The organism is Undibacterium sp. Tian12W, from assembly GCF_049339405.1.
Classification (GTDB): Bacteria; Pseudomonadota; Gammaproteobacteria; order Burkholderiales; family Burkholderiaceae_D; genus Undibacterium.
Window position 1 is genome coordinate 20,588 of record NZ_JBMPPK010000025.1, and the last position, 22,471, is coordinate 43,058.

Below are 22,471 nucleotides of genomic sequence, written 5' to 3' on the forward strand. Positions count from 1 at the left end.
CGTACATGAATACGCAAGACGATTATCTGAGCCTTTATCTGGAAGTCTTGCGTAGTCAAAGACAATTATCACCACACACGCTGGACAGTTACCTGCTGGATTTACGCGAGCTTATCAAGCTCGCTGATCAGGCCGGGAAAATCGATCTGGCCAGCCTGACCACCCATCATATACGCCGCTTCGCCGCACAAATGCATGCGGGTGGACAAAACGCCCGCAGCATAGCCCGCAAACTGTCGAGCTGGCGCGGCTTTTACCGCTGGCTGACAGAAGAACGCAATCTGGCGGCCAACCCGGTCGAAGGCGTGCGCGCCCCCAAGAAAAGCAAGCCCTTGCCCAAAGCCCTGGGAGCAGATGATGCGGTGCGCCTGGTAGCCCACAAGGGCGGTGACCAGCCTACCGCGCGCGCCAACCGTGCGATGTTTGAACTCTTGTATTCCAGTGGTTTGCGGGTATCTGAGCTGGCCAGCCTGGATGTGGCAGCTGTCACAGAATCCGGCTATAGCTCGGCGGGCTGGGTAGATATGCAGGAAGCCGAAGTCCGCGTCACCGGTAAAGGCGGCAAGCAACGCATAGTCCCGGTAGGCAAACCCGCGCTGGCTGCCTTGCAAGACTGGCTGGCGATAAGGGCGACACTGGTCAAGGCTGACCCGCACCCGCTGTTTTTAACAGAACGCGGCACCCGCATTTCCACTCGCCTGATACAACTGCGTCTGAAAGCACATGCGCAAAGCCTGGATATCCCGGCGAATGTGCATCCACATATGTTGCGACATTCGTTTGCTTCACATGTCTTGCAATCTTCCGGCGACTTGCGTGCCGTGCAGGAAATGCTGGGCCACAGCTCTATTGCGGCGACCCAGGTGTATACCTCTCTGGATTTCCAGCATCTGGCCAAAGTCTATGACCAGACGCATCCACGTGCCAAGAAATAGGCGGTAATTAGCTTAACGTAATACCATTTCCACGCGCCTGTTTTTGGCACGGCCAGCATCTGCCGCATTAGAAGCACGCGGCGCCAGCGGCCCCACGCCTTTGGCGATCAGACGCGCATCGGCAATGCCATAGCCTTTGAGTGCATCAACCACCGCCTGGGCACGCTTGCCTGACAGTGTCATATTGTAGTCAAGCACACCCTGGGTGTCGGTATGGCCGACGATATATACTGCTGCGGTATTGGCTTTCAGGTATTTCGCCATTTGATCCAGTTGCGGTTTGGATTCTGGTTTGATGATGGCTTTGTCGGTATCAAAATACAGGCCATAAAAACTGACCGCACCATTCGCTGCCAATTCCTTGCTGATGGCGTCGGCATCGACGGTGACTATATTCTGTTCCATGGCTTTTGGTTCCAGCACTTCTACCAGCACGGACACACGGTCGCTCATGCTGTCAGTAAGATCACCCATGGTGCCACCAGAATTGAGTGCGGCATATACACCCACATAAGTCGTCGCTGCACCTGCGCCTTTTTGCAGCAAGGCATAACGGATATCCTTGGCACCATCAAATACGGCCTGTACAAAACGATTGCGGGTCACGTCGTAACCCTCGCCCTGCACATGAGTACGAACGTCATTCCAGTTGTATTTCAGGCTCTTGAAGGATGGGCCACAGCTATCGCTATCGCACTGGAATACGGGCTTGAAACCTTTGCTGGCCAGATTGTCAGTGAAATTGCGAAACACTTCCAGCGAAGAGCGCCCTTTGGGCACCATATAGACAGTGCGGGTCACCGTACCCTCAGCTTTTAGCAACTTGGAGAATTTTTTATTGCTGCTGTAGTCCGGCTCAGTTGCAGGCCCAACCGGGAAAGAAATTTCATCGAATGCCTTGCGCGTCTGCAGCATGATGCTGGAACCCTGGTAACGCCCGGTCAGAGGGTGATCCTTGGCATTCGGCGCATCCGTCGTAAATACCTTTTCATGAGCCGGATCTGTTGCTGCAAAGGCCAGCGGATTGATTGATGTGGACAGAAGCAGGAACAGAAGCAGGGACAGAATTAGCAGGGATGATTTCAGCGCTTTGTGCATGATATACATGATATCCGAGGCTCCTGGAAAATGAATTTTCAACAATAGCTTGTTAATGTAGCACAGGATATTTCTGGAAAGTGGGTAGTGATACTCAGTTACAATTTCAGTTACAAACGCAGCTATAAGCTCAGTTCGGAGCTCGGTTACAAACACCGTTACAGGCTTGTCTATAACTTAGCGCAAAAAAAGAAAAAGCAGCGACTCCGCTGCTTTTTCCCTACATCAATACCAAAACTTTATTATTTATGCCTTGGCCAGCTTGACGCTGCTGACATCCGCTGTCAGGTAACCAACGGCAGAAGCGAAACGGTCTTTGTAGTTGGCGCGTACCAGTGGATCCAGCGTCGGCTTGACGATGGAGTGGATCGCCAGCCAGTCACCTGCGTGCTGGAAGTTGCTGGTGATGTAAGTCCAGCCATTCAAGTCATCCACCACTGACAAGCCAGTCGCTTCAGCACCGGAAGGCATGGAGGCAACACGTGACAGTTTCTTGGTATCGACGTTATAAGCCCACAGGAAGTTATTCACATGGTAGCTGCTGTCTTCACCAATGAACAGGGTACGCAGTTTTTCTGAGAACTTCAGATTGTCAGGTGCACCGATCTTGTCTGGATTAGCCAGGTTACCCAGCGCATCAGCAGTGATATCTTCACCGATCAGCAGGGTCTTGGTTACGGTTGGTACCCAGTCGCTGTTGATGGCAGCACCGGCAGTATCTTTCTGGCCTCCAGCAAGGGTGTGGGCCAATACTGCGCCGGCATTCACGGCTTTTTCCAGCGTCACACCAAAGGCTTCATTCCAGGCGGCATTGCCACGCACCATGGAGCTTTGCATGTTTTGCAAAGCAGAGTAAGCGATCTTGTCTTTGGCATTGACTGTCGTACCTTCGAGCTTGGTCAGGGCCATGCTGCCACCCATGTAAGCTGCGTAACGGTGGGTTTCCAGGAAGGCGGCTGCTTTTTCCATGCCTGGTTTGATCTTGATCCACTGCACTTTGCCACTGAAGTAAATCTTGGTGAAGGTCGCATCTTTAGGATCGGCTGTTGCCACTTCCATGATGTCGGCAGGCTTCAGGGTGTTTGCCATGGCTTCGATTTCTGCACTTGTGGCAGAGCCGAGCTTGATCCAGGTCAGAGCAGCACCGGCAGCAGCTGGGTCGATAGAGAAACCAGCACCGATTTTTGCAACATACAGGGAACCGGAAGACAGGTCTTTTTCTTTGTCGGCCACGAAAATGAAGATAGCACCGTTAGTGGCATCATCACCCATCAGTGCGGTACGGTTATCAGGCATGACTTGTACCAGCTCATGCGACAGACGGCCCATGCAATAGTGTTTTTTCGCTGTACCAGTACCGTCAGGGTTGACAGTGATTTCTGGCATGTGGCCATAGTGGTAAGGATTGGCCTTGTTTTCATCGCCAAACAGATTGGTACTGTAGGCTTTGAACTGAGTATTGGTAGAGATGGTGAATGCATCCGGTTCGTATTCTTCACTCGACAAATGCGTGCCCCAAGGCGACAGACTCGCACCACAAGTGATCCACAGGCCATTGACCTTGGACATGTCAACATTATGGTATTTCACCAGGGACAGTTTGCCAGTAGCCTGGTCTTGATCCAGTGTCAGTACAGCGATAGGAGAAGGCAGTTTGCCATACATGTCTGTCGTGCCATCTTGCGCCCAGGTCGTGTATTCAAACTGCACAACAGCGAATACTGCCTTGCCTTTGATACCTGTGACTGTAGGGTTTGCCACTGCCAGCAGGGATGTGCCATCAGGAGAATCCGAGAAGAACTGGCGTTCTTTGCCAGCCACAGTCTTGTCGATGATAGGCTTGTTATTGATATCGTAGTAGCCGCCAGCCAGGATAGTGCCGCCGCTGCCATTTGGCACCAGGTCACCAGTCAGGAAGAAAGGCTGGTAAGCCAGTTTGAAAGTTTGTGAGCTATTGTCGCTGAAATTGACGCTCAATGTCGAACCCACGGTCGTGGTCGCCATTGCTGCAGCGTTTGCCAGAGATGGTGCTGGCATCGCAGTAAATTCTGCGCCAACAAAATTCGCTGCGACTGGCGTTACCGTCGCAGGCGCTGCTGCTGTCGAGCTACCGCCACATGCACTCAGCAATGAGGCCGTGGAAAACGCGCCCAGCGGCAGCAAAGGAGCGCCAGCAAGGAATTTAAGTGCCTGACGGCGACCGGCTTGAGGTTGATCTGACATGATTCGAATTCCAAAAGTTGATTGCGACAAAATGAGCCAACCGGAGACTGAAGGTCACCAATTACGCGCCTGAATTTGCGATTAAAACCTTGCTATGAGTATGGGCAAGTTCGGGCAGGAGTATAAGAAGTGAATGTGACAGGCAAGTGAAACGCGGGATTTTTTCTTTACAACACGTGCGCCAAACACCCAAATCGCTTGCTACTCCTGGCCGGAAAATTCTTTGCACAAATCCCGCCCTGCTCAATTCCGGCATCGCTGGTCAACACTTTTGCAACTGAATTGCATTTTTGAGGCATAATAAGCACATATAGAAAGCAGACGAGAGACAGCACGTACACCGTACTTAAACTGTACTTGGACCGTAAGCAGCATGCTCTTACGCCTGCCAGCAAACGATGGAATGACTATGAAATCACCCTCTACCCGAGCCAAACCTGCCACAACTGCCCATCATCAGGGCGCAGCCTCTATCCTGCTGTCGGGAGCTGGCGTGCGTGTGACTGATGCACGCCTGAATGTCTTGTCTGAACTCTTGTCCAGCCAGCGCGCACTGTCGCACCTGGAAGTGCAGGATGCCTTGCCCGACATGGACAGGGTTACCCTGTACCGGGCACTGGATTGCCTGACTGATGCCGGCCTGGCGCATAAAATTTCTGGCGATGACAGAGTGTTCAGATACAGCACGGGTAGTGAGACAGCGGGCAACAAGGACCATCCGGCCCAGCATCAACACGGGCATTTCAAATGCACCCGCTGCGCCAGGGTATTTTGTCTCGATGACGCCAAACAACCACCTGGCCTGCGTGAGCAATTGCAGGCAACCTTGCAGACCACACTGGGACGCGGTTTTAAAAGTCACGACATAGAGCTGACCATCAAAGGCTGGTGCGCCGACTGCGCCAAATAGAAGGAACTACGAAAAACCGCCCCAGCTGCGTTGCAGCTCCTGCAGTTTACAAGACCTTGTACTAAGGTACTGTCTTCGTCGCTGCGGTGAAGTCGGGATTTCGGACAACATGTTGTCCGCCGACGTAACGAACATCCCTTGCAAGGGATGTTTCTTGAAGCAACGGCCTTGCTGGGACAATTTTTCGTAATTCCTAAACAGTACAAGAACTTGTTGAGTATTAGAGAAAAATCATGGCATTAATCCCTACCACTATCCTGACCGGCTTTCTGGGTGCAGGTAAAACCACGCTGTTAAACCGCATACTGCAGGAAGATCACGGCCACAAGATTGCCGTTATCGAGAATGAATTTGGCCAGGAAAACATAGACAATGAAATCCTGGTGCAGGACAGCAATGAACAAATCGTAGAAATGAATAATGGCTGTGTCTGTTGCACGGTCCGTGGCGATCTGATCGTCGCGTTGAGCAAACTGATACAGCAAAAGAATGAAGGCAAACTGAGTTTTGACCGCGTGATCATAGAAACCACAGGCCTGGCCAACCCTGGCCCGGTAGCACAGACTTTTTTTGTCGATGAAGAAGTCGGCACTTATTACATGCTTGATGCGGTGGTCACAGTGGTTGATGCGCGCCATGGCATGCAGCAGCTCGATGAACATGAAGAAGCCCAACGCCAGGTTGGCTTTGCCGACAAGATCCTGTTATCGAAAACTGATCTGGTTGATACAGAAGCAGTGGCTGCATTGCGTGCCCGCCTGACCCGCATGAACCCGCGTGCCCCTATCACTGCCGTCGACTTTGGCAAGATCGCCATCAGGGAAGTGCTGGACTTGAAAGGCTTCAACCTGAATGCCAAGCTGGATCTCGACCCCGACTTCCTGCGTGCTGAAGAAGCAGAACACGAGCACAAGCACGATCATGAAGCTTGCGATGCAGATTGCACGCATGAACATCACCACCACAAGCAACATGGCGAGCACGGTGACCATGCCCCGCAGGTACATAACCATCATCACGCCCATCATTCTGACGATATCGCCGCCTTTGTCTTCAAAAGCACGCGCCCCTTCAATACCGGGCAGCTTGATGAATTCCTGGGCGGCCTGGTGCAAGTCTTTGGACCACGCATGTTGCGCTATAAAGGGGTATTGCTGATGGAAGGGGCAGACCGCAAGGTCATTTTCCAGGGCGTGCATCAAATCATGGGCACTGATGTCGGTGCCAAGTGGGGAGAAGATGAATTGCGTGAAAGCAAGATGGTATTTATTGGCAAAAATCTACCCAAAGACATATTTATTGAAGGTTTGGAGCATTGTTTGGTATAAACTAGCGGGCTATTGAAGTCAGACGTTGTCTGTCGTGCAAGTGGCATTCATGCAAATGTCATTTACTTTATCAATAAGGGGAGGATAATTGTCTGGGACAAATGTTGTTTCAGATTTGTTCTATGTATTAACCCGTCGTATCGAAAGTTAGCGAAGTGGCAACTAAATCACCTAAATCGACTGCTACAGTCAGCGCACCTGAAGCTCTGCTCACAGAGGAAGAAATCCTCAAGATGGGCGAGAAGGACTATATGAACGCTGCACAACTGGCATTTTTCAAGGCCCGTTTGCAGCAGCTTGAGAAGGATTTATTGAAGAACGCCGACGAAACCACCGAGCATCTTCGTGAAACCGTATTGGTACCAGATCCGGCAGACCGTGCCACGATAGAGGAAGAACATGCGCTGGAATTGCGCACCCGCGATCGTGAACGCAAATTGCTGAAAAAAGTACAGCAATCCATCAATAGTATTGATGAAGGCGATTACGGCTGGTGCGAAGAAACCGGTGAACCAATTGGCGTACCACGCCTGCTGGCGCGTCCAACAGCGACTCTGTCGCTGGAAGCACAGCAAAGACGTGAAATGAAACAAAAGCTGTACGGTGACTGAGCTTTAGCATCAATCTCCAGCGCTTCTGATTCGCAAAAGCGTGCGGTGGCAACTGCGCGCTTTTTTATTGGAATTGAATGCAACCATGTTGCATGCGATTGAACTTTTATCAGATAATTGTTTCCAAATCATGCAAGACCATGCCATCCGGCTGTCATAATGCGGGTGTATTGTCGGTTTTTTGCTACAGATATTGATTAATTTTTTGACCTGAATTTGACCCGGTATTCATTTGACCCGGTATTCACTGGAAATGTAATCCCAAGATGTTACGCCCCACCCAGATCAGCATGAAAAACAGCAAACGATGGTTGCTGTGTGTTCTGCTGCCTGCGCTGTTATTTACGCAATGGCTGGGGCTGGCACATCGTATCTCACATGCAGGTGGTGCCAGCAGCCAGATAGTTACTGGTGGCTTGCCGCAAACTGCGCAACTGGGGGCCTTCCTTTTCCAGTCTGGCAGCCAGGATGAGAATGGCAATACCCTGCACTCCTGCGCCTTGTACGATGCTGTCAGTGCTGCCGAATTCCTGCAACATATACCAGATGCCATAAAACTGCTGGCTGGGAAGGCTATCGTCGGCCCCAGCCCTGCAATGCTGAGCTGGCATGCCCTGCTGCAAGTTCCCTTTTCTTCCCGCGCCCCACCTTCCCTGTTTGCCTGACCAGCGCCAGAACACCCTGCGTGGTGCTCTGGCTATCATATTTTCCTGATGTATTTTTTACATCAGGAAGGTCGCCGCTCATTGCGCGCCACCCTTTGGTTTATATTGCAAACAGGAAATAACATGGTTTTTCAACGCACTCTGATCACCAGCGCAGTGCTGGCACTTTTGACGCCTGTACTGACACCCGCCTCGCAGGCATATGCCCAGACAAGCTCCACCAGCGACTCTGCATCTGGCACCATCAATACAGTTACCGTCACTTCCAACCCGATCAGCTCGGACGAGAATATGCAAGTGCTCACTCCGGCCAAGATATTGTCAGGGCCAGAGCTCAGGGCCAAGGTTGGCACTTCACTCGGAGACACCCTGGGGGCTGAACTCGGCGTATCAGCATCCGGGTTTGGTGCCGGTGCCTCCCGCCCCATCATCCGTGGCCTGGAGGGCCCGCGTGTCAAGATCCTGCAAAATGGCATGGGTGTGGCTGACGTATCCAGCCTGTCGAATGATCATGCAGTTGCCAGCGAAAGCGCGACTGCCCAGCAGATAGAAGTCTTGCGTGGCCCTGCCGCCTTGCTGTACGGCAGTGGTGCGATTGGTGGCCTGGTGAATGTCATCGACAACCGCATACCAACTATCCTGAACAAGAAAATGACGGGTGAAGGTGAAGTTCGCTTCGGCAGTGTCAATTCGGAAAAGAGTTTGTCATTCTCGCTGGATGGTTCCAGTGGCGTGATCGGCCTGCATGCAGACGGTGCCAGCCGTGAAACGGGCAACTATAAAATACCCGGCAATATCTCTTTGAGCGACCCAGGCTCAGGCAGTGGTCGCGTGCCGTCCAGCTTCACTCGTGAATCTTCACTGGCTTTGGGTGCGTCTGTCATACAGTCCTGGGGTTATGTCGGTGCCGCAGTCCAAACCCTGAATGACCACTATGGCATACCAACGGCAGAACGCTCCTTCATCGACTTGAAGCAAAACCGCCTCGACATTGATGGTTTGCTCAATTCGCCATTGAGCGGTTTCGATACACTGAAATACAAATTCAGCGCCACCGACTATAAGCACACAGAAAAAGCCGAGGACGGCACACCCGTTACTGACTTCAAGAACCAGATGCTGGAAAGCCGCATTTTGTTGTCCCACCCGTCCTGGGCGGGCTGGCAGGGTAGCTGGGGTCTGCAGACTGAACAGGTGAAATTCTCTGCTTTGTCTGCCACGACTGGCCGCGCCGATACGGTACCAAGTACCAAATCCAATTCAGTTGCCCTGTTCTTTGTCGAGCAAAAGCAGATTGCCGATGTCATGGCCAGCACAGGTATGCGCTTTGAAAATGTGAAGCGCACACCGGATGCAAGCACAGGCCTGAAGGCGCGTGAATTCAATTTATTCTCGGCTTCTGTTGGTGGCTTGTGGCAATTCGATAAATCTTATGGCGCAGGCCTGAGCCTGTCATGGGCGCAACGTGCCCCGGCGACAGAAGAATTGTATTCCGCCGGGCCCCATGAATCGACTGCGACTTTTGATATCGGCAATGCCGACATGAAAAAAGAAGCCTCGCGCAATCTGGAGTTCAGCATACAAAAAACCCATGGCGTGCTGCGCTGGAAGATCAATGCCTTCCTGAACAAGGTCAATAATTACATCTACGGCCATACCAATGGTATCAAGGTAGATGAAGCAGGCATTCCTGATGCTGACGCAGAATTTACGCTGCGCAACTGGTCGCAGGCATCTGCGACCATACGTGGCGGTGAAGCCGAGATTAGTTACAACTTGCTGGGTGAAGGCTGGTCAGGCCGCGCTTTTGCCGATTACTCACGCGGCAGCCTGGACAATATGGGCAACCTGCCATTGCAACCAGCCACACGTACCGGTTTTGACATTGGCTACCGCACTGGGGCATGGCGTGCTGGCGTCGATGTCTTGCATGCCTTGCGCCAGGACAGGCTGGCCAGTTTTGAAGGTTTTGTTACACCGGCGTATACCAAGGTTGATGCCAGCCTGACTTATACCCATCCTTATCAGAATATGCAGCTGACCTGGTTCCTGATGGCGAAGAATTTGCTGAACCAGGATATCCGTCTTTCTACTTCAGTTTTGAAAGAAACCCTGCCTCAGCCCGGCAGAAATGTACTGGCAGGACTGCGTGTCAGCTTTTAATGTTAAAAAATCAGCTAAGAATTGCAAGAAAAATGTAAGCAGATGTAATTGACGTTTAGGTTATTAATTCATAAGCTGTAGGTATGGGAGGCGGCATCCGCCCCCATTTCCTGCAAAAAAGCTGCTTTTTTGCAAGGTTTTCACCGATCTTGCGTAGCAATTAAAAGAACATTTCAAGAAAAACTGTCTGGACTAGTTGAGCCCAGTCAACCATTGGAACGGAAATCAGAATATACTAAGCACTCGTCAAATTCGCTACCGGGTGGTCAGCGCTTCTATTCTTATTTGGGAACAAAGTGGGGATTTTTTCTCTTTTCGGTAAAAAAGGTGTCAAGCAAGAAGATCGCTCCACCGAGAAATCTTCTTCGAGAAAGACGCGCTCCAAGAATGGTAATACCGTCATTGGCGGTTTCCAGGACAGTGAGGTTTTTAGCAATTCGATTATTGCTCAGCGCCATATCGCCCGTGCTACCGAGAGAAAAATTGACGCCATAGAATTTGAAATGTCGCGCGACATCGTCAAGACCCGTCCGCCGACCATCACCAAAACCGATTTGGGTGCTCCCACCCAACCGCTGGAAAGAAAAGCGCCGCCGGTAGAATTCCAGACCACATTGCCGATGATGATGCCTACAGATTATCTGTTAGGGCAAAACTCGGAAATGTCGGCCTCTGCCCTCGCCTATAGCGAAACCGTGCCGGTACTTGAAGAAGCAGCCATCCTGTTCGCCAGTGGCCAGAATGAAGTTGCTGAACAGATGCTGGCGTCTGCCGTGCATAACCATGAACTTGGTGGTGCCACGGAAATTGGCTGGCAAATGCTGTTTGACCTGTACCGCATCACGAACGACCAGCACAAGTTTGAAAGCCTGTCGCTTGATTACGCCAACAAGTTTGAAACCTCTCCACCACTGTGGCCAGAAAACCAGACTGCCAATGACAATGATGCTGAAGCCCAGGGCGACACCACCGTAGCGAATGTCAGCTTCCCGGCCAAGCTCGATAGCACTACCATCAAATCGCTCGAGAAATTGCAGATAGCAGCAGGCAAGAGTAAAAGCCTGCGGCTGGATTTTTCCCGCGTCAAGGAAGTTGATCCCATAGGTTGCGGCCTGTTATTGCGCGCCCTCAAGGGTTTGAAAAAATCCGGCCATGACCTGTTGTTGGTCGGCGCCAAAGACCTGGCAGATAAAATCCGCAGTATCTTGCTGGTAGGCCGCCGCGACGAAACTGAAGCGCCATGGCTGTTGTTGCTGGAAATCCTGCAATTACTGCATTTTGAGCAAGCCTTCGAAGAAGTCAGTATGGATTACTGTATTACTTTCGAAGTGTCGCCGCCATCGTTTGAAGCGCCAAAGAACAATGTCACCAGCGCCCTGCCTGAAGCTCCGGCACAGGAAGAAGCATCTGACCGCTACATGATGCCCAAAGTGGTCGAAGGCAAGACAGAATTCCTGATTTCCAATATTGCCATGCAGGCAGAACAGCACAACCCGCTGATCCTCGATTGCACCCGTCTCGAACGTGTGGAATTCGGTGCCTCTGCGCAATTATTGAATGGCCTCGCACCTATCGCCAGCAAAGCCGGCATGAATATACGCTTTGAAGGCGTCAATTATCTGGTCATGATGTTGTTCAATGCCATGGGCCTGAAAAACATCGCCAGCATCATCCCCCGCAAGCACTAAACTGTAGCAAGGTGGGCTTTTGCCCGCCCATTTGCTGTCATATGTACACGTGGTTTGTTCACGCTTGCAATTCAGAAAAAACACCCCATTTTCTACGAATCAGGCAATTTGGCCTGCTTATACTGCCCGCTCATGATCCATGTTCGCGTGCAGGAATGGCACTATTTTTTGAGGTTCATATGGAACAATTTCACGGCACCACGATCTTGACGGTGCGACGCGGCAACCTGGTTGCCCTGGGCGGCGACGGTCAGGTGACACTGGGCAATATCGTCATGAAGGGCACTGCCCGCAAGGTGCGCAAGCTGTATCACAATAAGGTGCTGGCCGGTTTTGCTGGCGGCACGGCTGACGCTTTTACATTAATAGAACGTTTTGAATCCAAGCTGGAAAAGCACCAGGGTCACCTGATGCGCGCATCGGTAGAACTGGCCAAGGACTGGCGCACTGACCGCATGCTGCGCCGCCTGGAAGCCATGTTGCTGGTAGCCGATAAAGACAGCACGCTGGTGATTACTGGCAATGGTGATGTGCTGGAACCCAATCAGGGCATAGGTGCGATAGGCTCCGGCGGCACTTTCGCCCAGTCCGCTGCGATTGCCCTGTTTGAAAATACCGATTTGTCGCCCATCGACATCGTCAAGAAATCCCTGACTATTGCTGGTGAGTTGTGCATTTATACCAACTTGTCGCACACCATAGAAACACTGGAATGAATTGGAATACGCAATGAACATGACCCCGCAAGAGATCGTCTCTGAACTCGATAAACATGTAGTTGGCCAGTCCAAGGCCAAGCGCGCCGTTGCCATCGCCCTGCGTAACCGCTGGCGCCGTCAGCAAGTGCAAGAACCGCTGCGCCATGAAATCACACCCAAGAATATCCTGATGATAGGGCCGACAGGCGTAGGTAAAACCGAGATCGCCCGTCGCTTGGCCAAACTGGCGGATGCGCCCTTTATCAAAATCGAAGCAACCAAATTCACTGAAGTTGGTTATGTAGGCCGCGATGTCGATACCATCATCCGCGACCTCGTCGATATCGGCATCAAGCAAACCCGCGAAACAGCTACCCGCAAGGTACGCGCCCGTGCTGAAGATGCGGCGGAAGACCGCATCCTCGATATCCTGTTGCCACCTGCGCGTGATTTTGGCTTCCATCCAAATGAAACCGAAGCTGCAACGCCAGACAATACCACCCGCCAGACTTTCCGCAAGCGCCTGCGTGAAGGTGCGCTGGACGACAAGGAAGTTGAAATCGAAGTGGCCGAAGGCGTGACCCATATGGAAATCATGGCACCGCCGGGCATGGAAGAAATGACCGAGCAGATCAAGACCATGTTCTCGGGCATGGGCAATGGCCGCAAGAAATCACGCAAGCTGAAAATCAAGGAAGCGATGAAGTTCCTGATAGAAGAAGAAGCGGGCAAACTCGTCAATGAAGAAGAACTGAAACAGGAAGCGATACGCAATGTAGAGCAAAACGGCATCGTCTTCCTCGATGAGATTGACAAGATCGCCTCACGTTCAGAGACTGGTGGCGCTGAAGTCTCACGCGCTGGTGTGCAGCGTGACTTGCTGCCACTGGTAGAAGGCACTACCGTCAATACCAAGTATGGCATGGTCAAGACTGACCATATCCTGTTCATTGCGTCTGGCGCTTTCCATCTGGCCAAGCCGTCTGACCTGATACCTGAGTTGCAGGGCCGTTTCCCTATCCGTGTCGAACTGGAATCTTTGTCCATCGCTGATTTTGAACGTATTCTGACAGGCACCGATGCCTGCCTGACACGTCAATACCAGGCCTTGCTGGCAACCGAAGACGTGCAGATAGACTTCACGCCTGAAGGTGTTGAGCGCCTGGCTGGCATCGCTTATTCTGTCAATGAAACGACAGAAAATATCGGCGCCCGCCGTCTATATACTGTCATGGAAAAGCTGCTGGAAGAGATTTCTTTCGATGCTCACCAGAATAGCGGCAAGACAGTCACTATCGATGCTGCCTACGTCAATGAACGTCTGGAAGCCTTGTCGGTGAATGAAGATCTGTCACGCTACGTTCTGTAATTTTAGTTTTAATCTTAGTTTTAATCTTAGTTTCAATTCCTAATCCGGGATTCAAGATGGCTAACAAGGCGCTCGCAACACGACAACGCATGCAGTTCCGCGTTGAGCCGTCTCAAATCCCGGCCCCGGCCAAAGGCAGGGCTAATCAGGCAAGAAAAGTCTTGCCTGATTACCTGACTGCGAAAAGAAATACCAAATCTCTGTCACTCCCTGCTACTGCTGCGGCAAACACTGCAAGCAGTACAGATGAACAACAAGAAAATTAAACCTTCAGGAATACATCCATGTTTAGCACACCGGCTGCCAGCGACAAACCCGATTACCCCATGCTGGCGCGCCAGTTGGCCAGCGTACTCGAAGCTGAACGCAATCTGATCACCAATGCCGCCCAGTTTTCTGCCTTCATTTACAGCAGCATCACGGATTTGAATTGGGCTGGGTTTTATCTGTGCGCACCGGCCAGCAAGCCTGATGCAGAATTCCCGAATGATCTGCTGTTGGGCCCATTCCAGGGCAAGGTTGCCTGCACCCGCATCCCTTTCAAACGCGGCGTGTGTGGTACGGCAGCGGCAGAAAGACGTACGGTACTGGTAGAAGACGTACATGCCTTCCCGGGACACATCGCCTGTGATTCAGCATCCAATTCTGAAATAGTCATCCCTTTGATCAAGGACGGTGAGATTTATGGCGTTTTTGATATCGACAGTCCGCGCCTGAAACGCTTCGATGCAGAAGACCAGTTGGGTCTGGAGAACCTGCTCGCCATCTTTACGGCAGCGACAGATTTAAAATAATAGCAATACCAGTGCCCTGTGGAATCAGCCAGAATGTGGCGAGGGGCAGACAAAGACCATGGTAGCCATGGTCTTTTTTGTTAAGCTATGTCAAAACTGCCTAATTCCTGTCTTTGCCCGGTCTTTGTCGCTCTACACTGAGTTTATTGAAATTGAGCAAAATTCAGAAGACCGAGGGAGATGGCATCATGGCAGGATGCAGACGCCGGAAAATGCTACACATGCACAAGCAGCCTTTGCGCAGGCGTGATGTGATGACGCGCTTCATGGTCGATCTGGGCATCCACTATCTTGAAGTACTGGGGCTGGCCAAGGCCATGCATTTCTTGCGCAGGCACCATGTGCCTGAAACTGTCATCAACCGCGTCCTGCATTCGCCTGCATACCGACGGCGCTATTAAGCTGTTCTAATACGTTTCCTTAATGCGTTTCCTAATGTGTTTCCTGTTTTGCATCCCTGGCCAGCAAGCGGCTGATCATTTCCTGTAATGAAATCCCGTCAAACAAGACACCTGCCACCGCATCGGTAATTGGCATCTGTATGCCCAGTTGCTGAGCCAGCGTCCTTACTGCCTGCGCACAACGAACGCCTTCAGCAACATGGCCGAGTTCCTGCACTATGACGTCCAGGGATTTACCCTGGGCCAGCGCCAGGCCGACCTTGCGGTTGCGCGATAAATCACCGGTACAGGTGAGTATCAGATCACCTACACCAGTCAGGCCCATCAGGGTTTCTGAACGTCCCCCAAGAGCAACGCCCAGGCGGCTGATTTCTGCCAGGCCACGGGTGATCAGGGCGGCCCGCGCATTCAAGCCCAGACCCAGGCCATCGGCCACGCCAGTCGCAATCGCCAGGATGTTCTTGACCGCACCACCGACTTCAACACCGACCACGTCGTCACTGGAATACACCCGCATGGCATTCACATGCAGGGCCTGTACCACCAGGCTGCTGAGTTCATTGGACTTTGAGGCAATCGTCAATGCACAAGGCAGGCCTTTGGCTACTTCCTGTGCAAACGAGGGGCCAGACAGGGCACCGAAGGCAGTGTCCTGCCCCAGCACCTGCTCTGCTACCTGGTGCGGCAAAAGCTGCGTGGATTCTTCAAAGCCCTTGCATAGCCAGATAATGTTTTTTGGCTGGTAAGCACGGCAGGCTTCCAGCGTAGGACGCAAACCAGAGACTGAGGTGGCAATCACCAGCAAGCCATCAGCGCCAGCGGCATGTGCCATGGCAGCGGCAAAATCTGCCGTCACCTGCAAGTTATCAGGAAAAGGGAAACCACTTAAATAATCACTATTTTGCCTGCCTGTCTGCATGGCAGACATCGCAGCCTGATTACGCCCCCACAGCAAAACATTGTTTTTTGCAGCAAAGGCAATTGCCATGGCCGTACCCCAGGCACCTGCACCCAATACGCTGATATTCATGCTTGTCCCTGACTCCTGCTTATTTTAATAACCGGGGAAGATGTAAAAAAAGGACAGCAGGCTGTCCTTTTTTGCAAACTGTCATCTGCCTATATATTCAGCCCAGGCACTATAGCACTACAGACCCCAGACTTCATTGATTTTGACAAAGCCTAACTGGCCGTCACGATGTTTCACTTTGACCCAACCACCAGCAGCGGGCTCGGCCATTTCCAGCAAGACATGCTTGTCGGCACTAAAGACCAGCGGCGCAGATTCGTCTGCCGCTGCCCTGATTTTGGCATTCGCGGCCCGCACTACCAGGCTGCGGCGGGTGATCAAATCCTTGGATTCAACCCAGCTCATTTCACCGCTGACATCTCTTACCTTGCTCCAGGTACCAGAAGTAAACACCACTTCCAGCGGCATGCCACGCGGGGCCACTGCCAGTTTTGCACCTTTGGCAGACGGGGCATCGTACAAGATGACCGGCGAAGCACCGACGGAACGGAATTCCAAAGCCTGCGCCGCACTACTCGCAAGTAGCATCAATAACAACAAAGGCAAAGGCGTCAGCAAGCGTCGCATGGTAGCTTTCATCAAGCCGACCCGGCCAAAAACCGGATCAAGCCCGTAGTAATAAAGCAGATTACTGAATAGTCGTAGGTGCTTCAGTAGTGGCATTTGCCTGCTCAGCAGCCAGTGTCAGGCGTTGCGCGTAGAACGCTTCGAAATTGATTTCTGACAGATGGATAGGAGGGAAGCCAGCACGTGTGATCGCATCTGCTACGTTGGAACGCAGGTATGGATAAACGATGTTAGGGCAGCCGATACCCAGCAGAGGGTCGAGTTGATCTTCAGGGATATTGCGCGCTTCGAAAATACCAGCTTGTTTGCCTTCAACCAGGAAAGCAACTTTTTCGCCGACTTTTGCAGTAACAGTCACTGTTACTGTGGCTTCGTAGATGCCATCAGCCAGTTTTTCAGAGCCTACATCAACAGAAACTTCTATGCCTGGGGCTTCTTGTTCCAGGAAAATAGCTGGGGAATTTGGCTGTTCAAGCGACAAATCTTTCAGATAAACGCGTTGAATTTGGAATACGGGCTGCAGATTTTCGTCAGACATGTGAAACTTTCTAAAATTCTAAAAGATTAATAATGAACAGCGAGACTGGCAGATAGGGCCGTTTCCAGCCATTTCAAGATCGCAGCGCGCTATTGTAGCAAGTAGTCTGCAAAAACAGCAATTTTGCTGCAAAACCCGTAGAAAATCCGGCAAAAATCTGGTTTTAATCAACCGGATTCAGCAAAGGATCAAGTTTACCCGCCCTGTCGAGGGCAGACAGGTCATCAAAGCCGCCCACATGCGTGTCATCTACATAGATTTGCGGCACGGTGCGGCGACCGGTCTTTTTCATCATCGCTTCGCGCACACCGGGCTCCAGATCGACACGGATTTTTTCTATATCGTCCACACCCTTGGACTTCAACAGGCGTTCTGCCATTGTGCAATACGGGCACACGGCGGTGGTATACATGACTACATGGGCTTTCATGATGCTCTCCTGCTTTACTTTACTGTTGGCAAGCCTTGCGACTTCCAGGAATCTATACCGCCTTCCAGGCTGAACACCTGCGTAAAACCGGCCTTACTCAGCAAACCGACGGCGCTGGAAGAACGCACGCCAGACGCACATACCGTGATCACCACATTGCTTTTTGATTTTTCTATCTCTTTCAGACGGTCATTCAACTCTGGCAGAGGGATATGTTTGGCATTTTGCAAATGACCGGCAGCAAATTCTTCTGCACTACGCACATCCAGCACCAGGGTTTTGGGCTGATTGATGTATTGTGTGGCTTGAAAATGCGATACCTTGGCACCACGTCTTTGTAAAGCAGGTATTAACAATGCGCCGCCGCTGATCAGGGCAAGGGCTAACCACACATAATTGTAGTTGGTAAGAATGAAATTCACAGGATTCCAGTAGTAAAAATGGTTATCAGAAGCGCGTCATTATAAAATAGATGCCGCAATCGCATACTAATTCACTTATTTCATCTTCCCGCACACTATGTATAAAATCGTTTTAATGCGCCACGGCGAATCTACCTGGAATCTGGACAACCGTTTCACCGGCTGGACTGATGTTGACCTGACAGCTAAAGGTGTGGCAGAAGCTACCCAGGCTGGCAAGCTATTGAAAGAAGCCGGCCTGACTTTTGACCTGGCCTATACCTCGGTACTCAAGCGCGCGGTTCGTACACTGTGGGGCACACTCGATGAAATGGACTTGATGTGGTTGCCAGTGATCCATGACTGGCGTCTGAATGAACGTCATTACGGCGCGCTGCAAGGCTTGAACAAGGCAGAGACAGCAGCCAAATATGGCGACGAGCAAGTGCTGGTATGGCGACGCAGCTACGACACGCCACCTCTGCCGCTGGCAGAAGATGATGACCGCACCTCGTTCAACGATCCGCGCTATGCCGGCCTGGACCGCAGCCAGATACCGCTGACAGAATGCCTGAAAGACACGGTGGCCCGCGTCATGCCAGCCTGGGACGACAGCATTGCACCAGCCATACGCGCTGGCAAACGCATCCTGATCTCTGCCCATGGCAACAGCCTGCGCGCCCTGATCAAGATGCTTGACGGTATCAGCGATGACGACATAGTCAACCTGAATATCCCGAATGGCCAGCCACTGGTGTATGAACTTGATGCCGACTTGAAGCCAATTAAACATTATTATCTGGGTGACCAGGAAGCCATCGCCGCGGCCTTGCAAGCTGTGGCCAGCCAGGGCAAGTCCAAATAATAAGTATTGAATGTCATTTAACACCAAGTCTTCACCGTTTTTAATTGCAAGTTTGCTGTGCCTGACTCTGGCAGGCACAGCAACGTCTGCAATGGCCGCCAGCAATGCCCGCGCCCAGCAAAAAAACAAGGCAGAAGCAGACCGGGCAGAGTTGCAAAACCGCCTGAAGTCCTTGAAAAACGATATCAATAAAACTGAAACGGCCAAAGACAATGCCAGCGATGCGATGGCCGAATCAGAAAAATCCATTTCTGAAGCCAACCGTTCTTTGCGTGATTTGCAGGCCGAACAGGCGCAGACTGAAGCCAAAGTCAAACAACTGACAGAGCAGCAGCAAGCCCTGGCTGATAAAGTTGAAAAACAAAAAACACAACTCTCGAATTTTTTACGCCGCCAATACATGCGCGGCGACAGTGACCGCATCAAATTGCTGCTGTCGGGCGACAACCCCAACCGTATCAACCGCGAACTGCAGTACATGAGTTATGTATCGCAAACCCAGGCCAAACTGATAGATGGTTTGCGCATCAGTCTTCAAGCTGTGGAAAAAAATGCCGAAGAAGCGATAGAAGCCAAGGCAGAACTTGATGAAATAGCTGATGAAGAAAAAAGTCATAAGCTGGCGCTGGAAAAAGAGAAAAAACGACATGCCACATTGGTAAGTCAGTTGGCAGAAAAATTATATATACAAAAAAAACAGGCTGATAGTCTCGAAAAAGATGAACAAAGACTGAGTAATCTGGTCTCACAATTAAATAAACTGATTGAAGAGCAGGCCAAGGCAGATGCGGCCAAAGCGGCATTGGAAGAAAAACAACGCCAGGAAAGAATTGCAGCAGCACAGAAAGAAAGAGCAAGACAGGCAGCACAGGGCAAGAAACCAGCGAAAATCACCAATCCTAATGCGATTGATGATGACGAACCGCCCAGGCAAGCCAAGGTGGCGACCCCACCTGCAGGTGAATTTGACAAGCTGAAAGGGCAATTACGCTTGCCAGTAAAAGGTGAAATTCTTGCCCGGTTTGGTAGCAAACGCGCTGATGGCCCCAGCTGGAAAGGCATGTTCATCAAAGCGAATGAAGGGACGGAAATCAAGACCATCGCCCCGGGCAAAGTGATTTTTGCTGACTGGTGGAAGGGCTATGGAAATATGGTGATTGTTGATCATGGCGGCAGTTACTGGAGCCTGTATGGCAATAATCAGGCAGTATTGAAGCATGTCGGCGATGTAGTAAAAACCGGTGATGTCATTGCCAGTGCCGGAAACAGCGGCGGTAATGAAGAATCAGGTTTATACTTTGAAGTACGTCATCAAGGACGTGTATTTGATCCTCTCAACTGGATCTCTAAATAGGCATTAGGTGAATCATGGGCAGCAAATTCAAGAATTTCGGTTTAATTGGCCTCGGCATGATTGCCGGTGTGGCAGTGTCGATGCAGTTTTCTGCAGTGGCACAAAAAGGCACTGCGGAGACACTTCCTTTCGACGAGCTAAAAGACCTGACTAACGTATTCGGATTGATCAAATCTGCCTATGTTGAGCCAGTTGAAGACAAAAAACTGATCAAGGATGCCATCTCCGGCATGGTCGGCTCCCTCGACCCGCATTCAGTGTACCTGGACAAAAAAGCCTACAAGGAACTGAATGAAAGCACGCAGGGCAAGTTTGTTGGCCTGGGCATAGAAGTCGGCATGGAAGACGGCTATGTGAAAATCATTTCCCCGATTGAGGATTCTCCTGCCTACCGCGCGAATCTAAAATCCGGTGACTTGATTACCAAGCTCGATTCTGAACCGGTCAAAGGCCTGACGCTGGATGAAGCCGTCAAGAGAATGCGCGGTGAACCGCATACCAAGATCACGCTGACGATTTACCGCAAGAGCGAAGAAAAACCTATCGTCGTCACGATTACCCGTGAACTGATCAAGCAGCAAAGCGTCAAGGCAAAAATTGTCGAGCCTGGCTATGCTTGGATCAGGGTTTCCCAGTTCCAGGTACCAACTACCGACGACATGTCCAAGAAAATCCAGGGCCTGTATGCACAAGACCCGAATTTGAAGGGACTGGTACTCGATTTGCGCAATGACCCGGGTGGTGTGCTTGATAGCGCCATCGGTGTGTCTGCCGCCTTCCTGCCCAAGGAAGTGCCGGTAGTATCCACCAATGGTCAGATGGCAGATCAAAAAGTAACTTATTTTGCCCGCCGCCAGGACTATGACAGGGCAACGCTGACTGATCCTCTGAGCAAATTGCCGGAAGCAATCAAAAAAGTCCCGATGGTGGTGCTGATCAACACCGGTTCTGCATCTGCCTCAGAAATCGTGGCGGGTGCCTTGCAAGACTACAAACGTGCGACCATCCTGGGCACGCAAAGTTTTGGCAAGGGATCAGTGCAATCCATCATCCGCTTCCCGTTCAATAGCAGCAATCCAGACTTTGCCGTCAAATTGACCACAGCGCGCTACTACACGCCGAATGGCCGCTCTATCCAGGCCAAAGGCATCGTCCCTGACCTGAACGTCGAAGAAACAGCAGATGGCGATGGCTTCAATGGCTTGCGTGCGCGTGAAGCTGACTTGCAAAAACATCTGACAAACGACAAGGAAAAAGAAGTTGCCCGTCCTAAAGTCGATGAAGCCGAAGAAGAGCAACGCCTGATCGCGCTGGCGAAAAAGAGCAAGCCTCTTGAATACGGCGGCGCCGAAGACTTCCAGCTGGCCCAAGCCCTGAACCACCTGAAAGGTTTGCCAGTCAAGGTCACTGAAGCCAAGGTCATTGATAAAGAAGGCAAGGAAGGCAAAGACAGCAGTAAAGAAGCTGACAAGCCAGCCAAAGCTGAAAAAACTGACAAAGCCGATCACAAGACCGATCACAAAACAGATAGCAAGAAAAAATAAACCCTGAAATTAACCTTCATAAAAAGGCCGCTTACTCCAACAGCGGCCTTTTTTACGACGATGAACGATCAGCAACTCTTACGCTATTCCCGCCACATCCTGCTGGACCAGATAGGTATAGAGGGCCAGCAAAAAATCACGGAAGCACATGCACTCGTCATCGGTGCAGGTGGCCTGGGTTCACCTGCGGCCATGTACCTGGCCAGCGCTGGGGTGGGTACGATCACCCTGGTCGATAATGACAGCGTCGATCTGACCAATCTGCAAAGACAGATCATGCATACCACGGCAGCCGTGGGCATGGCCAAGGTTGGCTCAGGCAAACACACGCTGGAATCCATCAATCCTGAAATAAATATCATTGCCCTGCAAGAGCGGGCTGCCGATGCGCGGCTGGAAGAACTGGTCAGCCAGGCCAGCATCGTGCTCGACTGTTGCGACAATTTTGCCACCCGCCATGCCGTGAATGCCGCCTGCGTCAAATTTGCAGTGCCACTGGTATCTGGTGCGGCCATCAGCTTTGATGGCCAGATCAGCGTTTTTGACAGCCGTGACGAGGCTTCGCCCTGTTATGCCTGTCTGTTCCCACCCGACCAGCCTTTTGAAGAAGTGCTGTGTTCCAGCATGGGCGTATTTTCACCGCTGGTAGGCATCATAGGCAGCATGCAGGCCGCCGAAGCCCTGAAAGTCATCATGGGCATAGGCCAGGCACTGTCAGGCCGCCTGCTGTTACTGGATGCCTTGCGCATGGAATGGAATAGCATAGGCATCAGCAAAAATGCACAATGCTCTGTTTGCGGGCAAGTTCATCCGGATTAAACCTGTACTTTACAACTGCAGCTTAAAACTACACCTCACA

Annotated in this window: 23 protein-coding genes; 16 read left to right on the top strand and 7 right to left on the bottom strand. The window is 51.5% G+C overall.

Annotation, left to right across the window (positions count from 1 at the left end):
- Positions 1-5: 5 nt before the first annotated feature.
- Complete coding sequence (gene xerC, locus ACO0LI_RS25880) at positions 6-935, top strand: tyrosine recombinase XerC (RefSeq protein WP_423036266.1); 930 nt, start codon at positions 6-8, stop codon at positions 933-935.
- Between the two features lie 12 nt (positions 936-947).
- Here the strand turns inward: xerC and ACO0LI_RS25885 are convergent, their stop codons facing one another.
- Both ACO0LI_RS25885 and ACO0LI_RS25890 read right to left on the bottom strand, forming a co-directional pair.
- Complete coding sequence (locus tag ACO0LI_RS25885; protein WP_423036268.1) at positions 948-2,042, bottom strand: OmpA family protein; 1,095 nt, start codon at positions 2,040-2,042, stop codon at positions 948-950.
- Positions 2,043-2,279: 237 nt separating this feature from the next.
- Positions 2,280-4,256, bottom strand: coding sequence for a PhoX family protein (locus ACO0LI_RS25890; protein WP_422950074.1), 1,977 nt, complete (start codon positions 4,254-4,256; stop codon positions 2,280-2,282).
- Positions 4,257-4,665: 409 nt separating this feature from the next.
- On the opposite strand from ACO0LI_RS25890, the gene ACO0LI_RS25895 reads away from it, so the two are divergent.
- From ACO0LI_RS25895 to ACO0LI_RS25945, 11 genes are all read left to right on the top strand, one after another.
- Entirely contained in the window at positions 4,666-5,166 is a 501-nt protein-coding gene (locus ACO0LI_RS25895; RefSeq protein ID WP_422950073.1) for a Fur family transcriptional regulator, read from the top strand.
- Between the two features lie 233 nt (positions 5,167-5,399).
- Complete coding sequence (locus ACO0LI_RS25900; RefSeq protein ID WP_423036270.1) at positions 5,400-6,494, top strand: CobW family GTP-binding protein; 1,095 nt, start codon at positions 5,400-5,402, stop codon at positions 6,492-6,494.
- A gap of 206 nt (positions 6,495-6,700) precedes the next feature.
- Complete coding sequence (gene dksA, locus ACO0LI_RS25905; RefSeq protein WP_110256573.1) at positions 6,701-7,105, top strand: RNA polymerase-binding protein DksA; 405 nt, start codon at positions 6,701-6,703, stop codon at positions 7,103-7,105.
- A 266-nt stretch (positions 7,106-7,371) separates the two neighbouring features.
- Positions 7,372-7,770 (top strand): hypothetical protein, encoded by a 399-nt coding sequence (locus ACO0LI_RS25910; protein WP_423036272.1) that lies wholly within the window; start codon positions 7,372-7,374, stop codon positions 7,768-7,770.
- A gap of 123 nt (positions 7,771-7,893) precedes the next feature.
- Positions 7,894-9,933 carry a TonB-dependent receptor gene (locus ACO0LI_RS25915; protein ID WP_423036273.1) on the top strand — a complete coding sequence of 680 codons (2,040 nt, stop codon included), beginning with the start codon at positions 7,894-7,896 and terminating at the stop codon, positions 9,931-9,933.
- Positions 9,934-10,229: 296 nt separating this feature from the next.
- Positions 10,230-11,621, top strand: coding sequence for a hypothetical protein (locus tag ACO0LI_RS25920; protein ID WP_422950069.1), 1,392 nt, complete (start codon positions 10,230-10,232; stop codon positions 11,619-11,621).
- Positions 11,622-11,800: 179 nt separating this feature from the next.
- A complete protein-coding gene (hslV, locus tag ACO0LI_RS25925; protein ID WP_423036275.1) occupies positions 11,801-12,337 on the top strand; it encodes an ATP-dependent protease subunit HslV in 537 nt (178 codons plus the stop codon).
- Positions 12,338-12,350: 13 nt separating this feature from the next.
- The gene (gene hslU, locus ACO0LI_RS25930) at positions 12,351-13,688 is read left to right on the top strand and encodes an ATP-dependent protease ATPase subunit HslU (protein ID WP_423036277.1); all 1,338 of its coding nucleotides are present in this window, start codon (positions 12,351-12,353) and stop codon (positions 13,686-13,688) included.
- A 56-nt stretch (positions 13,689-13,744) separates the two neighbouring features.
- Positions 13,745-13,954 (top strand): hypothetical protein, encoded by a 210-nt coding sequence (locus tag ACO0LI_RS25935; protein ID WP_423036279.1) that lies wholly within the window; start codon positions 13,745-13,747, stop codon positions 13,952-13,954.
- A gap of 18 nt (positions 13,955-13,972) precedes the next feature.
- Positions 13,973-14,482 carry a GAF domain-containing protein gene (locus tag ACO0LI_RS25940; protein ID WP_423036281.1) on the top strand — a complete coding sequence of 170 codons (510 nt, stop codon included), beginning with the start codon at positions 13,973-13,975 and terminating at the stop codon, positions 14,480-14,482.
- A 221-nt stretch (positions 14,483-14,703) separates the two neighbouring features.
- Entirely contained in the window at positions 14,704-14,883 is a 180-nt protein-coding gene (locus ACO0LI_RS25945; RefSeq protein WP_422950064.1) for a hypothetical protein, read from the top strand.
- Between the two features lie 31 nt (positions 14,884-14,914).
- Here ACO0LI_RS25945 and ACO0LI_RS25950 read toward each other — a convergent pair whose 3' ends face one another.
- From ACO0LI_RS25950 to ACO0LI_RS25970, 5 genes are all read right to left on the bottom strand, one after another.
- Positions 14,915-15,913, bottom strand: coding sequence for an NAD(P)H-dependent glycerol-3-phosphate dehydrogenase (locus ACO0LI_RS25950; RefSeq protein ID WP_423036283.1), 999 nt, complete (start codon positions 15,911-15,913; stop codon positions 14,915-14,917).
- A 117-nt stretch (positions 15,914-16,030) separates the two neighbouring features.
- Complete coding sequence (locus ACO0LI_RS25955) at positions 16,031-16,480, bottom strand: SH3 domain-containing protein (RefSeq protein ID WP_422950354.1); 450 nt, start codon at positions 16,478-16,480, stop codon at positions 16,031-16,033.
- A 61-nt stretch (positions 16,481-16,541) separates the two neighbouring features.
- A complete protein-coding gene (gene secB, locus ACO0LI_RS25960) occupies positions 16,542-17,018 on the bottom strand; it encodes a protein-export chaperone SecB (RefSeq protein ID WP_422950062.1) in 477 nt (158 codons plus the stop codon).
- 163 nt (positions 17,019-17,181) lie between these two features.
- The gene (gene grxC, locus ACO0LI_RS25965; RefSeq protein WP_423036285.1) at positions 17,182-17,448 is read right to left on the bottom strand and encodes a glutaredoxin 3; all 267 of its coding nucleotides are present in this window, start codon (positions 17,446-17,448) and stop codon (positions 17,182-17,184) included.
- 14 nt (positions 17,449-17,462) lie between these two features.
- Positions 17,463-17,870: a rhodanese-like domain-containing protein gene (locus ACO0LI_RS25970; protein ID WP_423036287.1), complete on the bottom strand. Its 408-nt coding sequence runs from the start codon at positions 17,868-17,870 to the stop codon at positions 17,463-17,465.
- A gap of 97 nt (positions 17,871-17,967) precedes the next feature.
- Between ACO0LI_RS25970 and gpmA the strand changes: the two genes are divergently transcribed.
- Genes gpmA through ACO0LI_RS25990 form a run of 4 tightly spaced genes read left to right on the top strand, consistent with a single transcriptional unit; the run spans position 17,968 to position 22,431 of the window.
- Positions 17,968-18,714, top strand: coding sequence for a 2,3-diphosphoglycerate-dependent phosphoglycerate mutase (gpmA, locus tag ACO0LI_RS25975; RefSeq protein ID WP_423036289.1), 747 nt, complete (start codon positions 17,968-17,970; stop codon positions 18,712-18,714).
- A 10-nt stretch (positions 18,715-18,724) separates the two neighbouring features.
- Entirely contained in the window at positions 18,725-20,068 is a 1,344-nt protein-coding gene (locus ACO0LI_RS25980) for a murein hydrolase activator EnvC family protein (protein WP_423036291.1), read from the top strand.
- 14 nt (positions 20,069-20,082) lie between these two features.
- On the top strand, positions 20,083-21,612 hold the full coding sequence (locus ACO0LI_RS25985) for a S41 family peptidase (RefSeq protein ID WP_423036293.1): 1,530 nt from the start codon (positions 20,083-20,085) through the stop codon (positions 21,610-21,612).
- A gap of 60 nt (positions 21,613-21,672) precedes the next feature.
- Positions 21,673-22,431, top strand: coding sequence for a HesA/MoeB/ThiF family protein (locus tag ACO0LI_RS25990; protein ID WP_423036295.1), 759 nt, complete (start codon positions 21,673-21,675; stop codon positions 22,429-22,431).
- Positions 22,432-22,471: the final 40 nt, after the last annotated feature.

Bases quoted from the DNA above. Each gene is read 5' to 3' on its own strand.
- xerC (WP_423036266.1), top strand. From the start codon at position 6: ATGAATACGCAAGACGATTATCTGAGCCTTTATCTGGAAGTCTTGCGT.
- ACO0LI_RS25885 (WP_423036268.1), bottom strand. From the start codon at position 2,042: ATGTATATCATGCACAAAGCGCTGAAATCATCCCTGCTAATTCTGTCC.
- ACO0LI_RS25890 (WP_422950074.1), bottom strand. From the start codon at position 4,256: ATGTCAGATCAACCTCAAGCCGGTCGCCGTCAGGCACTTAAATTCCTT.
- ACO0LI_RS25895 (WP_422950073.1), top strand. From the start codon at position 4,666: ATGAAATCACCCTCTACCCGAGCCAAACCTGCCACAACTGCCCATCAT.
- ACO0LI_RS25900 (WP_423036270.1), top strand. From the start codon at position 5,400: ATGGCATTAATCCCTACCACTATCCTGACCGGCTTTCTGGGTGCAGGT.
- ACO0LI_RS25910 (WP_423036272.1), top strand. From the start codon at position 7,372: ATGTTACGCCCCACCCAGATCAGCATGAAAAACAGCAAACGATGGTTG.
- ACO0LI_RS25915 (WP_423036273.1), top strand. From the start codon at position 7,894: ATGGTTTTTCAACGCACTCTGATCACCAGCGCAGTGCTGGCACTTTTG.
- hslV (WP_423036275.1), top strand. From the start codon at position 11,801: ATGGAACAATTTCACGGCACCACGATCTTGACGGTGCGACGCGGCAAC.
- hslU (WP_423036277.1), top strand. From the start codon at position 12,351: ATGAACATGACCCCGCAAGAGATCGTCTCTGAACTCGATAAACATGTA.
- ACO0LI_RS25935 (WP_423036279.1), top strand. From the start codon at position 13,745: ATGGCTAACAAGGCGCTCGCAACACGACAACGCATGCAGTTCCGCGTT.
- ACO0LI_RS25940 (WP_423036281.1), top strand. From the start codon at position 13,973: ATGTTTAGCACACCGGCTGCCAGCGACAAACCCGATTACCCCATGCTG.
- ACO0LI_RS25945 (WP_422950064.1), top strand. From the start codon at position 14,704: ATGCACAAGCAGCCTTTGCGCAGGCGTGATGTGATGACGCGCTTCATG.
- ACO0LI_RS25950 (WP_423036283.1), bottom strand. From the start codon at position 15,913: ATGAATATCAGCGTATTGGGTGCAGGTGCCTGGGGTACGGCCATGGCA.
- ACO0LI_RS25955 (WP_422950354.1), bottom strand. From the start codon at position 16,480: ATGCGACGCTTGCTGACGCCTTTGCCTTTGTTGTTATTGATGCTACTT.
- secB (WP_422950062.1), bottom strand. From the start codon at position 17,018: ATGTCTGACGAAAATCTGCAGCCCGTATTCCAAATTCAACGCGTTTAT.
- grxC (WP_423036285.1), bottom strand. From the start codon at position 17,448: ATGAAAGCCCATGTAGTCATGTATACCACCGCCGTGTGCCCGTATTGC.
- gpmA (WP_423036289.1), top strand. From the start codon at position 17,968: ATGTATAAAATCGTTTTAATGCGCCACGGCGAATCTACCTGGAATCTG.
- ACO0LI_RS25980 (WP_423036291.1), top strand. From the start codon at position 18,725: ATGTCATTTAACACCAAGTCTTCACCGTTTTTAATTGCAAGTTTGCTG.
- ACO0LI_RS25985 (WP_423036293.1), top strand. From the start codon at position 20,083: ATGGGCAGCAAATTCAAGAATTTCGGTTTAATTGGCCTCGGCATGATT.
- ACO0LI_RS25990 (WP_423036295.1), top strand. From the start codon at position 21,673: ATGAACGATCAGCAACTCTTACGCTATTCCCGCCACATCCTGCTGGAC.